The 13,783-nt window shown below is 39.7% G+C and carries 13 protein-coding genes; 7 read left to right on the forward strand and 6 right to left on the reverse strand.

Going from position 1 to position 13,783, the window contains the following annotated elements:
- Positions 1-120 precede the first annotated feature (120 nt).
- Positions 121-501 (reverse strand): ribosomal maturation YjgA family protein, encoded by a 381-nt coding sequence (locus tag IQ276_RS01815; RefSeq protein ID WP_193922033.1) that lies wholly within the window; start codon positions 499-501, stop codon positions 121-123.
- Positions 502-630: 129 nt separating this feature from the next.
- Here IQ276_RS01815 and IQ276_RS01820 point away from each other — a divergent pair, with 129 nt between their 5' ends.
- Positions 631-1,029, forward strand: coding sequence for a hypothetical protein (locus IQ276_RS01820; RefSeq protein ID WP_193922035.1), 399 nt, complete (start codon positions 631-633; stop codon positions 1,027-1,029).
- Positions 1,030-1,311: 282 nt separating this feature from the next.
- Here IQ276_RS01820 and IQ276_RS01825 read toward each other — a convergent pair whose 3' ends face one another.
- Positions 1,312-1,965 carry a hypothetical protein gene (locus IQ276_RS01825; RefSeq protein WP_193922037.1) on the reverse strand — a complete coding sequence of 218 codons (654 nt, stop codon included), beginning with the start codon at positions 1,963-1,965 and terminating at the stop codon, positions 1,312-1,314.
- A gap of 316 nt (positions 1,966-2,281) precedes the next feature.
- On the opposite strand from IQ276_RS01825, the gene IQ276_RS01830 reads away from it, so the two are divergent.
- The gene (locus tag IQ276_RS01830) at positions 2,282-4,507 is read left to right on the forward strand and encodes a hydantoinase/oxoprolinase family protein (protein WP_235115354.1); all 2,226 of its coding nucleotides are present in this window, start codon (positions 2,282-2,284) and stop codon (positions 4,505-4,507) included.
- A 65-nt stretch (positions 4,508-4,572) separates the two neighbouring features.
- The gene (locus IQ276_RS01835; protein WP_193920712.1) at positions 4,573-5,358 is read left to right on the forward strand and encodes a putative hydro-lyase; all 786 of its coding nucleotides are present in this window, start codon (positions 4,573-4,575) and stop codon (positions 5,356-5,358) included.
- Between the two features lie 49 nt (positions 5,359-5,407).
- Here the strand turns inward: IQ276_RS01835 and IQ276_RS01840 are convergent, their stop codons facing one another.
- A complete protein-coding gene (locus IQ276_RS01840) occupies positions 5,408-6,175 on the reverse strand; it encodes an SDR family oxidoreductase (protein WP_193920714.1) in 768 nt (255 codons plus the stop codon).
- A gap of 207 nt (positions 6,176-6,382) precedes the next feature.
- Between IQ276_RS01840 and IQ276_RS01845 the strand changes: the two genes are divergently transcribed.
- Both IQ276_RS01845 and IQ276_RS39995 read left to right on the forward strand, forming a co-directional pair.
- Positions 6,383-8,071: a hydantoinase B/oxoprolinase family protein gene (locus IQ276_RS01845; RefSeq protein ID WP_193920716.1), complete on the forward strand. Its 1,689-nt coding sequence runs from the start codon at positions 6,383-6,385 to the stop codon at positions 8,069-8,071.
- 3 nt (positions 8,072-8,074) lie between these two features.
- Entirely contained in the window at positions 8,075-8,206 is a 132-nt protein-coding gene (locus IQ276_RS39995) for a hypothetical protein (RefSeq protein WP_255264293.1), read from the forward strand.
- 474 nt (positions 8,207-8,680) lie between these two features.
- Here the strand turns inward: IQ276_RS39995 and IQ276_RS01850 are convergent, their stop codons facing one another.
- Together IQ276_RS01850 and IQ276_RS01855 are read right to left on the reverse strand one after the other, a co-directional pair.
- A complete protein-coding gene (locus IQ276_RS01850; RefSeq protein WP_235115355.1) occupies positions 8,681-11,068 on the reverse strand; it encodes a helix-turn-helix domain-containing protein in 2,388 nt (795 codons plus the stop codon).
- Positions 11,069-11,222: 154 nt separating this feature from the next.
- Positions 11,223-11,369: a hypothetical protein gene (locus IQ276_RS01855; protein WP_193922039.1), complete on the reverse strand. Its 147-nt coding sequence runs from the start codon at positions 11,367-11,369 to the stop codon at positions 11,223-11,225.
- 237 nt (positions 11,370-11,606) lie between these two features.
- On the opposite strand from IQ276_RS01855, the gene IQ276_RS01860 reads away from it, so the two are divergent.
- A complete protein-coding gene (locus IQ276_RS01860) occupies positions 11,607-12,308 on the forward strand; it encodes a Uma2 family endonuclease (RefSeq protein WP_193922040.1) in 702 nt (233 codons plus the stop codon).
- A 22-nt stretch (positions 12,309-12,330) separates the two neighbouring features.
- Here IQ276_RS01860 and IQ276_RS01865 read toward each other — a convergent pair whose 3' ends face one another.
- Positions 12,331-12,570 (reverse strand): hypothetical protein, encoded by a 240-nt coding sequence (locus tag IQ276_RS01865; RefSeq protein WP_193922041.1) that lies wholly within the window; start codon positions 12,568-12,570, stop codon positions 12,331-12,333.
- Positions 12,571-12,822: 252 nt separating this feature from the next.
- Between IQ276_RS01865 and IQ276_RS01870 the strand changes: the two genes are divergently transcribed.
- On the forward strand, positions 12,823-13,761 hold the full coding sequence (locus IQ276_RS01870) for a ferritin-like domain-containing protein (RefSeq protein WP_193922042.1): 939 nt from the start codon (positions 12,823-12,825) through the stop codon (positions 13,759-13,761).
- The last annotated feature ends 22 nt before the right edge of the window (positions 13,762-13,783 follow it).

Below are 13,783 nucleotides of genomic sequence, written 5' to 3' on the forward strand. Positions count from 1 at the left end.
TGTGGGACAAGCGTTTGAGCTTAAGTTGACACCAATGAGCAATGCTGTGCCCCTACTACAGATGTGGTTTTTTAAATCATTCATATTTGGTCTTTCCTGTCAATGCGTAAGTCCTAACACTTAACCTTTTATTTTTCTGTTTTTTCTATTCTCAAACCATAAGATTGCTATGCTACCTATTGCATAAGCAATTATATCCTTCCAATCAAATGTACTCCCCAAAGCAACAGCCAGAATTTTATATTTTTGCAATCCCAATTTATTTACAAAATTAAAGTATTGGAGAATTTCGATAGTACAAGAAAATCCAAAAACTGATAAAGCAACAATGGATGAATGTATATTCCAAAAAGCTCTGACAAAACAATAAATTAGTATAACTACTAAAACATCACCGATAAAAGGACGGATGAAATTGTCATTTACAAAAACAGCAATACATACCTCTACTGAAAATAAAAAAAGCGTGAGATAAAAATATTTTTTGTTGAAGGTAAACATAGTAAGAGATAGCAAACAATAAACAATAAACATCTATTTGACTATGGCACATGATACACTAAAATTTAGAATTCAGGAGTCAAAATGCAGAATGGCAAATGTCAAAAAATTTTTCAACTTATCTAAACCATGACGCAGTTGTTAGCATTACTGATTTCTTGGGGAATTGAAGTACCAGTAGTGTTAATTACGTTAGTCAGCACACAACAAGTGTGTTCTTGTTGGGATATCTGCAATGCGTTTATTTTAGCCTCTACTGCAACCCTCTTTACCCATCCCCTAGCTTGGGAAAGTAACCAAATACTGATTCCTTACATTGAATTTCCTCTAAGAGTAGCACTGATAGAAAGTTTCGTTGTCATTGTTGAAGGTATTTTGTATGCGCTAATTTTAAAATTAGGTTGGCAAAAAGGTTTATTTTTATCGATTATTGCCAATGCAACTTCCTTTATAGGAGGTTTAGTAATTGATGAATTGTTGAGATTGCAAAGATTAACTATTCACCTTGCTTTCTTCTGGTATTGCTAAAGCTTACAGATAATATTCAATACGATTCAGTTAAGGTTTTGTGATTAAAATTCTAAATTCCAAAGACGCGATAAATCGCCGTCTCTACGAAGGATTGATTATAGCGTTTCCCATTCAGATGCGGTACAACACGATATAGCGAGGCGTAGGGTCACGGCAGTGCCGTGCCCCTACAGGTGTACCTTATTAGGTCAGGAAACGCTATATTGTAGAAATGGCGATTTATTGCGTCTAGTGCCTTAACTAAAGTAGTAGCAGCAATGATTGACATTTTTATATTAATTAGTTATTGATTTTGAAGAAATTTAATTTTTTATAAACCAGCACAATCCCTGTAATAAACACTACAATAAATATCATAAGCAAAAAATTAAAAGGTAATGGTCGTTGATTGTCTATTTGATAAGCTTTTCTTTCTGAGGTTCCCCATTGAGAAGTGTAAACTACTTCCTTATATTTTAAATCGAGAGACTTTTCTTTGATAGTTACAATTTCTAAAATATCAGTGACTTGCTTCACTCCATATATTGCTGACATGGTTCTGGGAGAATTAATATTAATTCCCGCTGGAATTAAAAGAGGTTTTTTAGCATTAAAGTCTTTCAGCGCTTCATCTTCATCAGTAGTAATAATCTCTTGAGACTTAACTTGAGATTTTTGAATTGCATAGACATCGCTATATTCCCGATATCCATTTAATCCCAAGCATTTACCTTGTTTGAGAATTCTGTTATATGTTGGCAGATTGGGGTTTTGTGACTGTATATGTGCAATTATGAAATAGTTGGAATATTTGTTAATATTTGCTATTTGAAAACAGTAAGCAATTGGAGATTCTCCGGGAGTTAAAACATCTGCCCAAGCAGCAGGTAATTGAACGTAGGTTATTAAAGTAAGTAAAACTAATATTTTGAGGATGTTTTTTATATTTTTCATGAGGCTAAAACAGAAATCAATTCACAGTTAATACTTATAACCTATACGAGTATAAATAATTGATAATTTTCTTAAGGGACTTCTAAATAAAAAAATATCCAATTTGTCTTGCGGGGTGGACATCTTGTCCGCCTGTAGCTAAGGGCGTGCGAGACGCCCACCCCACAAGTAGTAGTCATTTATTTCTTGGTAATCGCTAACTCCTTTTAAAATTAATCTTCGACAGTTGTCTTGAAAATCTTCTACATCTGAAGTAGAAACACGCTACATCCTATTGTTAATCTACTTATAGGCTATTCATTCAGGAAACAAAGCGATGTTGAAAGTTTTTGCAGACAGGGGTGGTACATTCACAGATATTGTTGCTGTTACTGATAATCAAGGAATTATAGACGGACTCTCACAACATCCTGAACGTTTTTTAATTGTTACTCTACCTAATTGCCAATGGATTATAGTTTATAAATTACTTTCAGAAAATCCCGAAAAATATCAAGATGCAGCTATTCAAGGTATTCGGGATATTATGGGGCTTTCTAGCAAGGAACCTATTCCTAGTGAAGCAATAGAAGTGATAAAAATGGGGACAACAGTAGCGACAAATGCACTGTTGGAAAGAAAAGGTGACAGGGTTGTGCTTCTGATTACCAAAGGCTTTAAAGATGCGCTACGAATTGGTTACCAAAATCGTCCTAATATCTTCGCTCGTCATATCGTTTTACCAACCATGCTTTATGAGCAGGTCATTGAGGTAAATGAACGGTATGATGCTAAAGGAAATGAATTAATTGCAGTAAATATCGAACAAGTAAAACGCGATTTAAAAGCAGTTTATCATACAGGAATTCGTAGTTGTGCTATTGTTTTTATGCATAGCGATCGCTATCCAGAACACGAACAAAAAGTAGCTACAATTGCCCAAGAAATCGGCTTTACCCAAATATCCGTATCTCATCAAGTTAGTCCCTTAATGAAATTAGTCAGTCGAGGAGATACAACAGTAGTCGATGCTTATTTAACTCCTATTTTACGTCGCTATGTCAACCAAGTAGCAAGTGAATTGAGAATGGGGAATAGGGAATGGGGAATGGGGAATAGGGAATGGGGAATAGAGAATAGGGAATTGCTTATCTCGCCATCTCCCTCATCTCCCTCATCTCCCTCATCTCCCCATTCCCCACTCACCACTCCCCACTCCCCCATAAAATTAATGTTTATGAAATCTGATGGCGGTTTAGTAGCAGCCGAACAATTTCAAGGAAAAGATAGTATTTTAAGTGGCCCGGCTGGGGGCATTGTTGGCGCAGTTCAAACTAGTAAAAGAGCAGGTTTCGAGTTAGTTATTACCTTTGATATGGGAGGAACAAGTACAGATGTTGCCCATTTTAAAGGAGAATATGAACGACAATTAGAATCAGAAATTGCTGGGGCGCGGATGCGAGTTCCTGTATTAGCAATTAATACCATTGCGGCTGGTGGTGGTTCAATTTTGTTTTTTGATGGTTCTAGTTATCGTGTGGGACCGGAATCTGCTGGTTCAATTCCTGGCCCTGCTTGTTATCGTCGTGGGGGGCGATTAGCGGTTACTGATGCCAATGTGATGTTAGGCAAAATTCACCCGCAATATTTTCCTTCAGTCTTTGGAATTGATGGCAATTTACCTTTAGATAAAGATGTTGTTGTTCAGAAATTTATACAATTAGCCGAAGAGATTGTAACTGCTACAGGAAATCATTGTACACCAGAACAAGTAGCGGCTGGATTTATGGCGATCGCAGTTGAAAATATGGCAAATGCAATTAAAAAAATCAGCCTCCAACGCGGTTATGATGTCACACAATATGTACTGTGTTGTTTTGGCGGTGCTGGCGGGCAAGTTGCTTGTTTAATTGCCGATACTTTGGGGATGAAAAAGATATTTCTACATCCTTATGCTGGAGTTCTCTCTGCTTATGGAATGGGATTAGCTGATGTGCGGGCGATTAGAGAAGGAGGAGTTGAACAACCTTTAACTCAAGCCTTAATTCCTCAATTACAGAACTTAATGGAATATTTAGAAACCCAAGCTATAAATGAAATAAATGAAGTACATAGTCAAGTAGAGGTAGTAAGAAAAGCTAACTTAAAATATGAAGGCACTAATTCTATCTTGACAGTAAATTTCGCCGATGAAGTTGCAGTAATGCGACAGGAATTTGAAACTGAGCATAAATCTCGCTATGGTTTCATGCAACTAGAGAAAACCTTAATTGTCGAATCTGTTTCAGTAGAAGTAATTCAGAAGATGGATACACCAGAAGAACCGTTAATTACTCGTACACGTTCCATAGATGAAACCCCCAAATCGGTTGAAACAATCAGAATGTTTACTGCTGATAAGTGGCATGATACACCTGTTTATCGACGCGAAGATTTACAACCAGAAGATAGGATTACTGGAACTGCAATTATTGTCGAAAAAATTAGCACAATTGTAGTTGAACCTAACTGGGAAGCAAGATTAACTGAACGTAATCATTTAATTTTCCAACGTCTTACATAGAGATTTTTCATTTCATTTCATTAACCGAAAATACTAAGTCTCAGAAAATTATTAGGAGATTTTCAATGTTAAATTTTTCTTCTCTTCCTTCGGAAATCCGCCAGCTTTGTCGAGATGGTAAATTAGATACACCTACCCCTGGACTTGCACTAGGATTTGTTCAAGCCAACTTAGTAGTATTACCATATTCTTTAGCATTTGAATTTTTACTGTTTTGTCAACGAAATCCCAAATCTTGTCCAATACTTGATGTTACAGAAATTGGAGATCCTGAACCTAAAATAATCGCTCCTGGTGCTGATATTAGAACAGACCTACCCCGCTATAGAATTTTTAGACACGGTGAATTAATTGAAGAAACAACCGACATCAGACCATTTTGGAGAAGCGATTTGGTAGCCTTTTTAATTGGTTGTTCCTTTTCATTTGAAAATGCCATGCTGAATTCTGGACTACCAGTAAGACATGTAGAAGAACAAAAAAACGTCCCAATGTACAAGACAAATATTGAATGTATCCCGACTCGAATCTTTTCCAGTCCCTTAGTAGTTTCCATGCGTCCACTTCCAGCTAATAACATTGTTCGGGCTGTAGAAGTAACCAGTCGATATTACAAAGCACATGGTTCTCCTGTACATATTGGAAATCCAGAAGAGATAGGAATTAGAGATTTACAAAAACCTGATTATGGTGATGCTGTTACAGTTCGTGATGGTGAGGTTCCTGTTTTTTGGGCTTGTGGAGTCACTACTCAAACTGCAATTTTTCAAGCAAAGCCTGAGCTAGCAATTACTCATTCTCCTGGACATATGTTTATCAGTGATTTAAAGGATGAGTATCTTACTTTATAAGTATTAATGACAGTTACCTGTAGGAAACACAAGCATAATTGACAAGAAATCAAAAATGGGCAAGGTATCCACCGTCAACCGCCAAAATCTGACCAGTGACATAAGATGCGGCTGGAGAAGCAAAAAAAACGACAGCACCAGCGATTTCTTGTGGATATCCCCAACGACCAAGGGAAGTTCGTTTTTCCAACCAAGCGGCGATTTCTTTATCGGCAACCACGTCTGCATTGCTCTCTGTTGCGAAAAAACCTGGAGCAACGGCATTGACGGTTATTCCAAACATTCCCAGTTCGGCGGCAAGAGCGCGAGTTAGTGCTTCGAGTCCACCCTTGGCAGCAGTATACACTGCATCACCTGCACTTGCGATCGGACCAGCGATCGACGTTATGTTAATGATTTTCCCATCGCCATTCTCAATCATCAGCCGTGCTGCTTCCTGGCACAGATTGAAGGAAGCAACAAGATTCGCATCGATAAGCCGACGCACCGCATCCATTTCAAATTCAAAAAAACCGCGACGATCGCGCATACCAACATTATTGATCAAAATATCCAGATGCCCGTATGTTTCTCGAATTTCGCTAAACGCTTTTTTAACGGCTGCTTCGTCCCTAATATCTAATTGTAATGGCAAGGCTGATCCGCCAATTGCACTGACAGCTGCAACTGCGCGATTTAGGGTTTCATGATTCCGTCCATTGACAAGAACAAAAGCACCAGCACTCGCAAGTGCTTTGCTGATTTCTAGTCCTAATCCTCGCCCCCCTCCAGTAACTAGGGCAATTTTTCCATCTAATGAAAATTCAGGTAGTGTCACAGCGTTTCCTTTGCGGGGTTATGATTTAACAATTTATCACTCTTGACACAGGAGTTTGCTAAAAAAGGGTTATATTCTCGTTACTAAGTTTCGTCTAGTAAAGAGGGTTTAGAGGCAGAGCCTCCTGATTTTTAAATATAACTTTTACAAACAGTCAACCCTTTTTCTTTCTAAGATTTATCAAATCTAAACAAATAGGAATCAAAAATGTACACAACAACTCAAGCCGACCCCGTTCGCCTAGAAATATTCAAAAATCTCTACCAATTTATTGCCGAACAAATGGGAATTGTTCTCCAAAACACGGCAACATCTGTGAATATTAAAGAAAGGCTAGATTTTTCCTGCGCTATCTTTGATGCTTCTGGATTATTAGTAGCAAATGCCCCGCACATTCCTGTACATTTAGGCTCAATGAGTGAAAGTGTCCGCAGTTTAATTAATGATAAAGGCAGTACCATAAAACCAGGAAATGTCTATCTATCAAATAACCCATACAACGGCGGTACACATCTCCCTGATGTAACTGCAATTACCCCTGTATTTTTGGGGAGTGGGGAGTGGGGAGTGGGCAGTGAGGGAGATCAAGGAGATGGGGGAGATAAGGAAGCAGAAAAGAAGAGTTTTTCCCCTCTGCACTCTTCCTCATTCCCTATTCCCCACTCCCTATTCCCTACTCCCCTCTTCTACGTTGCTTCTCGCGGACACCAAGCTGATATCGGCGGAATTACTCCCGGTTCTATGCCTCCCCACAGTACGACAGTTGAAGAAGAAGGAATTCTTTTTGATAATTTTCTCTTGGTGGAAGAAGGAAATTTTCAAGAAACCGCAGTCAGATATCACCTTTCAAATCATACTTATCCTGCTCGGAACCCTGACCAAAATCTAGCTGATTTTAAAGCTCAAATTGCCGCAAATGAAAGGGGAGTTCAAGAACTCCGGAAAATGGTTTTGCAATACAAGCTTGATACTGTTCAGGCTTATATGAAATTCGTACAAGCTAATGCTGAGGAGTCGGTGAGAAAGGCGATCGCAGTTCTCAAGGATGGTTCATTTATTTATAAAATGGACAATGGGGCACAAATTCAAGTTAAAGTAACGATTCACCCACAAAATCGTAGTGCTACCATTGATTTTACAGGAACTTCTGGGCAATTAAATAGTAATTTCAATGCTCCCAAAGCTGTAACTCAAGCCGCAGTTTTATACGTCTTTCGGACTTTGGTTGATGATAATATTCCTCTCAATGCCGGGTGTCTGAATCCTTTAGAAATTATTATCCCAGTGGGCTGTATGTTGAATCCAACTTATCCAGCAGCGGTGGTAGCAGGTAATGTAGAAACTTCTCAAACTATTGTGGACGCTTTATATGGTGCTTTGGGTGTGATGGCTGCTTCTCAAGGAACGATGAATAATTTTACTTTTGGTAATGAGCGATATCAATATTATGAAACTATTTGCGGCGGTTCTGGAGCGGGGATTGATTTTAATGGAACTGATGGTGTTCATTCCCACATGACTAACTCTCGTTTGACCGATCCAGAAGTTTTAGAAACGCGTTATCCTGTACTTTTAGAAAGCTTTAGTCTTCGTGTTGATAGTGGTGGTAAAGGTCAATATTCTGGCGGTAATGGAGTTGTTCGTCGCATCCGATTTTTAGAACCGATGACAGCGAATATTCTCTCTGGACATCGCCTGGTTCCTCCCTTTGGATTAAATGGTGGAGAAGTGGGAAAAGTTGGACGGAATTGGATACAACGTCAAAATGGAAGTGAAGAAAGTTTAGATAGCACTGGAACGGTGGAGATGAATGTTGGGGATGTTTTTGTGATAGAAACTCCTGGGGGAGGGGGATTTGGATCGCGCAGAGACGCAGAGGCGCAGAGAGTAATATGAGTGATGCAGCTGCGCTTAAAACGTGTAGTTCTAATGCCCAATTTCCACAATGCCATCATTGCCAACGACTTCTCCGGCGCGGGTATGAATCTCCATGCTGTAGGGGCACAGCATTGCTCATTGGTGTCAACTTAAGCTTAAACGCTTGTCCTACATACGTTTTACCCCCCTTAATCCCCCCTTGGAAAGGCAGGGCTGTTTCATTCCATTTCAAACAGGATTTGTCAAGATGGTTAGCGAGAAAATTGTAAGTAAGGGTGACGATGAGATGAACATTTAAGCATTGAAATATCAGTAAAATAGTTCATTTTCTGGGCACGCTGGTAACAAAATAACTAATTTTTAATTGCTAGAACCCTTGATTTTTAAAGCTCTTTGGGGAATGAAACAGCCCTGCCTTGGAAAGGGGGGAAAAAAGAAATCTAGTTCCCTCCCCTTTACAAGGGGAGGGTTAGGGTGGGGTAACGCGGTGAGTAACGGTAAGTGAATGAACTCAATATCACGTCTTAACAAGGGTTTCACGTTAAGTTGACACCCCTGAGCATTGCTGTGCCCTTACGAAAGATGCAGCTTTTAAACTTATTCATTTTTGGTATTTATTGTCAATGCTTAAGTCTTAAATAATTCTGAATTATGCTGTGAAATTCTTTCAACTTGCTTAGGAGCTTTGATTTCAGTAAATAACTGAATCGCTTGATGAAAATTCATCTTACTCTCATCAGCCTTTGCCATTTTTTTATAAGTTAAACCCAACTGAAAATAAGCTTCAGCTAAGTCACATCTAGCACCGATTTTTTCCAAAAGTTCGATTGCTTCTATATGATTAGCAAGAGCTAATTCCAAATCTGCTTGATGCCGATAAATTTCTGCTAAACCATTCAGGGTTTTAGCTTTTACCTGCATATAGTGACTTTCTTCTGCAAAAGTCAAAGCTTGGTGGAACATTTGATTTGCCTGGTCAAATTCTCCTAAATTGATGTAGGTTTGACCCAAAATTTGGATGAAATAGGCAAACCTCCCTGTTTGTTCTACCAGTTGTTGGTTCGTAATATTTTGATAAGCTACATTTGCTAATGCAGAAGAAGCATCACGCAAACCTAAATAAGAATATACCAAAGCTAAACACACTGAAGCTTTTTCTGCCCAGCGATGATGCTCAGTATTTTGAGCGAGGTAAATTACTTGTTGAAATAACTGTGCAGCAGCCTCTAATTCCCACAAATCTATTTGATAAAGACCAATACTTAATAAAGAATCTACCTCAAGCATCCTCAGACAGTAAACTGTATGTTTATTTTCTGGTTGAGGTACAAGTGATTTGAGTGCTTGGGTTGCTAGATTAATAGTTTTTTCTTGACAGGCGATCGCTTGACTAATTTTACCTGTTATCCAGTATAAATCGCCCAATATATTGTAAAGTTCGCTGAGATTTTGGTGATTATCCAGATTGTTAACAACTTGATTAATTGCCGTCAGTATAGGTTGAATTAAACCCATACGATACAGCGTACTTCCCAGAGGTAAAAACTGTTGCCATTGATTATTTCGGCTTTGGAGAATAACTTTACCTGCTAACTCAAATTCCTGAATTTCGATGTAGTGATAATATGCTTCCAAAGCTTGTAAAGCATCTTTAAAAGTTTCAATTTGTTTAACACTAGCTGTCCAAAATTCGGCGGCTTTGTGGTTGGCAATTTCCCATTCATCGCTGGGGCGCAAACGAGCGATCGCTTCTTTCCGAATCACCGGATGCAGCCAATATTTACCTTGATCGCACTCTATCAAAGACCGATTTCTTAAGGAAGTAATAATTTGGCGATGTTGGTCAAGTGGGACATCCCAAAGTAAACAAAACAATCCTGGAGATGGAATACTGGGTATGTCTTGATAACGATAACATCCCAAACGGCAAAGCAAACGATAGGCTTGGGAATCGAGATTTTGTAAACGATTAATTTGACTAACGGCTAAATTTTTTAAGTCGGTTGCTGCTAGGGGGTCGGCATGATTTTCTTGCCAATAAACAGCCATATCACCGTCAAAATCCTCTTGAATCGAACCACAGAGAATTCCCATTGCTTTAGCATTACCGCCATAGGTGCGATGCATGGTTTCTAAAGTTGGCGAATCGATCGCTAATCCACGGTTGCTAAAAAACTGTTGCCATGCACTTTGATCTAAACCAGGAAGCCGATAGTGATTGACGTTTAGCCCAGGTTCACAAAGGCGATCGCGGCTAGTAATTAGGGTAACAGATTGCACCCTGGCATCAGCCAAAACCCGCAATAGTTCTACATAGTTGCGGTGCGAGGCAATCAACCCACCTTGTTGGTCTAATGCAGGTTCGAGATTGTCAATTAACACCCCAATCCGCCGATTGTGGAGTTGGCGCTTGAGTCGTGCCAAAGTTACCCCAAATTCTACCCCAGGTTCTTCAGCAAAATCTTGTTTGAGCCATTCCTCCACAACTCGTTCAGCGGGAGTGATGTTTTGCGTTTCCTTCGCCATCAGCAGTTCCAAAACCAAATCAAATTCCTGAGTTTGGAGATATTGCTGCGCCAGAGTAGTTTTGCCTAAACCGCCTTCACCTTGAATGACAATCACTTTCGACCCCTGATTTACCAAAGAATTCAGGTGAGCGATCGCTTCTGTTCGTCCAATAAAATTGCTATCCTCTAATTTTGGGGCGGGGTGTGGCGTTCTGGAGTAATCAATCAGATTGGATATCGTATTACTTTTTCTCAGAACCCGTTCCAAAGTAGCGCGACAATTACTTTTAGTAATCTTCTGGCGCAGTACCAAAGAGAGCAACTTCCATAACTGAGAACCAGCATCCTTGGCGTGTCCTTCCGTACAACCGTAAGAATGAGCGATATCCAAGTATTTCCTACCCAACCAAACTTGCCCAAGAATAACTTTTTGCAAATCGCTCAACCGTTCCCCGGTCTGAGCAGGAATTATGGTGTCTAACCATGCTAATGCTGCTTGGGCGTCCATTGTGTAACGACTAGGGTAGTTCAGACTTTATTGACAACTATAAATTACTCTACAGTTATGCTTCTCAAATTTTCGGATAAGATTTTGTAAATCCGACTTTTTCCCCGACTTTTCCGACTTTGGCTCAAAAGCGAAATAATAAAAGCCTTCTTGTCTAATAAAATAAAAAGGAGTCATACCATTTCTTTGTGAGGCTGCGCCAAATTTTCTTGGCTTCTTCTTTCTTTCTTTCTTTCTTTCTTTCTTTCTTTCTTTCTTTCTTTCTTTGTGCCCTTTGCGTCCTTTGCGGTTCGTTGCTCATATAGTTTGGCGCATCTTCATACAGAATTGCTATCAGAATTCAGAATTCAGAATTGGTCAATAGTTTACCCATCAAGGGATAGAGTTGAATAATGGTAATATTTAATACTTTTTTGCCTATAAGGCGGACTTGCTATCGCTGCACCATCACCCAGTTAGACTGCAATTTATTCTGACTTCTGACTCCTGAATTCTGAATTCTTCTTCATATTAGGTCACCTCAGCACCATCATTACTTATGGTGAAATCCGACCCCCGCCAATCTTTGCCAAGCAGTGCTGAACTTCCTTGTTCAGACGATACGCCTGTGGATAACGAAGACCAGAATTTTATTCCCAATCTACTCCTCTTCTTGCTGCAATATATTTGGGCAAACCGTAATGATTGGTTTTTCAGCGTGGATATGGGCGTTTACCATACCACAGGGGTCAGTCCACTTGTGCCGATTGTCCCAGACGGATTTTTGAGCTTGGGTGTAGAACGCCGCAAGGCAGGTAAATCTCGTAAAAGCTATGTTGTTTGGGAAGAAAACAACATTGTGCCGATCTTGGCTTTAGAAATTGTCTCCTTAACTCCGGGTGGAGAATACGACAAGAAATTAGATACTTATGCCAAGTTAGGGGTACTGTACTACATTATTTATAATCCAGAGTATTGGCAACGCGATCGCCACCAACCTTTTGAAGTTTATCGCTTAGTAGATGGTAGCTATGAATTGCAAATTGGTGAACCTTTTTGGATGCCAGAAATTAATTTAGGAATTGGTAGAGGGCAATACGTATCTGGTAATATCCCGCGTCAGGTTTTGTATTGGTATGACCAACAAGGAAAGCGCTATCAAACTCCAGAAGAAATCGAACAGCAAACTCGCCAGCAGTTAGAACTAGTGCAACAACAACTTGAGCGTTATCGTCAGCGATTTGGGGATTTACCAGAATAAAATCAACATTAACCTTTAACTTTCATTCTCCCCGTCTATGAGCTTCAATCTCTGCTGCTATTTCTTCATCAGTCAAGGGATTATCTGCGTGTATCGCTTGTATTTCGTGGAATAACTTTTTTAATTCTTCTGCTAAAGTAACCCTTTGATTATTCTCTGTCAAAATAATCACCTCAACTTTCTGTCCTGCTTTAAATGGTAAATCAGATAATACTAACTGCTTTGGATCTGCAATGGTGATATATGTTTTATAAACGTTCATGATTTATCTTATTACTTAACTTTTTTCTACCCTTGTTCTAACAATTTCGCCAGATTTTCTGCAATTCTCTCTTCTAACTTTGTAAAGTCGTCTTAGAAGGGCGAGGTTTGAAACCCAAATTTTCTCTAACCAACTTTTTCCCCGACTTTTGGAACCCCATAACATAAAACTGCCTACTTTCACCGACTGACAAAAGCAAGTGCGATCGCTTAGGCTATTGGGCAAAGAGATAAAAAGTCAAGTATAAAAATTATGCTTAACACCCTCAGCCCACTTGCAGAAGACTCAGGAAGTCAAAGCTCTCTCAGTCCTCACTATTTCCAAACACAGCAGCGTATTCGTTCCCTCATAGACAAATATCTTGCAGTCGAAAAACTACACGATCGCCTGCAAGATTTACCGATACAGTTTGCCAATCCCCAACCGCGTCCTTGGAAACTCATCGACTGGCAAACAATTAATCGCAATCAAATTATCGGCATAGAACCAGAAGTATTTTTGTCGATATTGATAGGTGCAATGGATACAGAAGCACCTATTCGCGGCTATACCCAAACCAGTCGGCAGTATTTGGAAAAATTGCATCCTCACATGGCGCGGTTTGTTGGCGGAACAGTCGGTGAAGACAACAACCTCTTAGAACTTGGTTTATGGGAAAAAGAAGAACGTCAGCACACACCTGCATTAATCAAAGTCTACACCCAACTAACAGGTGAGAAAATTACCCCCAAACATCGCACAGTTCGAGGCTATCTTCCTACAGATGACCCTTACGAAGATTTATATCGCCACGGCTTACACCGCATTGCTACAGAATACGGTGCAACCTGCCTTTATCTTTGGCTAATGGCTCACACCACAGGCGCACTCCAAGATGTTCTCGAAGAACTAGCACAAGACGAAATCAATCACATGACCAAATTCTGGGGGTTTGGCGTCTGGGCTTTCCCTGATACAGGACTAATCCGAATTGGACGCACCCTCATCAAAACCCGCTCTCAAAACTACCAACGAAACAACCTGATACGTACCCTCCGCCGCATGATGGCTACCCTCAACTGGAACGCTTGGTCATTAACCAACAAAACAACCCTCCTCTTCACCTTCACCCACACAATGCACCACTTGTGGACTTGGAACAACACCCTCACACCAAAATACCTACAAACTTTATTTGAAACTCCTCAATAAACCAATCGTTCAGACGCGATGA

Source organism: Desmonostoc muscorum LEGE 12446 (assembly GCF_015207005.2).
GTDB lineage: Bacteria > Cyanobacteriota > Cyanobacteriia > Cyanobacteriales > Nostocaceae > Nostoc > Nostoc muscorum.